Below are 1015 nucleotides of genomic sequence, written 5' to 3'. Positions count from 1 at the left end.
TACCCAACAGACTGTTCTTGACTTATATAAGCTCAACCTCAGCTCTAAACTATAATTACTAAAAGGCGAATTTCACGGGACTAACTTCACTCAAACACGAATTACACGGGACTAAGTCTACAGATACACGAATTCGAGAGGACTAACTATGTCGGTATATAAATATTAGGAAACTGATGCATGAATTCAAAGACAGGCATCGACGGTTAAAACTAACAAGTGCATTAGTTTTCGTCGTTGAACTTTTTACCTTCTAAAAATGCAATTCCATCTCTGGGATCAACGCCAATAACAGCGCAGTACTTGACGTATTCGTAGACATCTAGCTTCCGCTCAAGAAGCTCGACCTTCGGAACAAAACTGTTTGCATAATTCAGACGCGAGCTGATATCACGTTGCGTTAAACCTGCCTCTTTACGACACAATTTTAGCCACGAAATCAAACTTTTGTAATTATCAGAAGAGATTGTTTTGTTCATTGAGCCGATTATGGGCTCATGATAAGATTCTCCCAAATTAGGAGCAAAGTACTGAACGTCAACGACTCTGCTGAAAAATATATCCTTCCTGTTATTAAAAGGGCGTCTCAATATGGACAACAGAACGACTTTCGAATTTATCCTATTTGCCGGACTGATTGCATCAATAAAAATTGGGCAGCGCGAAACCACAGCTAGTAAACTTTTGAAGGCTGGCTTTTCGTCCTGTGCATATAACCAGGCAGCTTATCTCAATCATCTCTATCAAAATCGAATCATCACAATTGAAGGGAGATATCAGAGTGATAAAGACGATGACTACATTGACCTAAACGATGATTACAGAATTACCTCATACTACCCTAATGACGATCTTTCGTTAAAAGAGCTCATAAGCAAAATCCAATCTACGGATATAGATGAAAAGCAACATGCAATTTTAGAAATAATCAGAGAAGAATTGGTCGGAGAAGTTTTTTATTTTTTAGCAGAAAAAATAACTAGCCTCGATATCGGAATGGACTTGCTTACGGAAC

At 38.3% G+C, this 1015-nt stretch carries 2 protein-coding genes; one reads left to right on the top strand and one right to left on the bottom strand.

Features of this window, described 5'->3' with window-relative positions; all coding sequences use genetic code 11:
- Positions 1-224: 224 nt before the first annotated feature.
- Entirely contained in the window at positions 225-479 is a 255-nt protein-coding gene (locus tag A3757_RS20280) for a helix-turn-helix transcriptional regulator (protein WP_068740186.1), read from the bottom strand.
- Between the two features lie 112 nt (positions 480-591).
- Between A3757_RS20280 and A3757_RS20275 the strand changes: the two genes are divergently transcribed.
- Positions 592-1015 (top strand): hypothetical protein (locus A3757_RS20275; RefSeq protein WP_156506452.1); only part of this gene is annotated, 424 nt, incomplete at its 3' end.

The organism is Oleiphilus sp. HI0117, from assembly GCF_001635235.1.
The sequence above is the reverse complement of the archived record's forward strand: the minus strand, read 5'-3'. Positions and strand labels throughout refer to the sequence as shown.

Coding starts and splice junctions, on each gene's coding strand:
- A3757_RS20280 (WP_068740186.1), bottom strand. CDS start 479: ATGAACAAAACAATCTCTTCTGATAATTACAAAAGTTTGATTTCGTGG.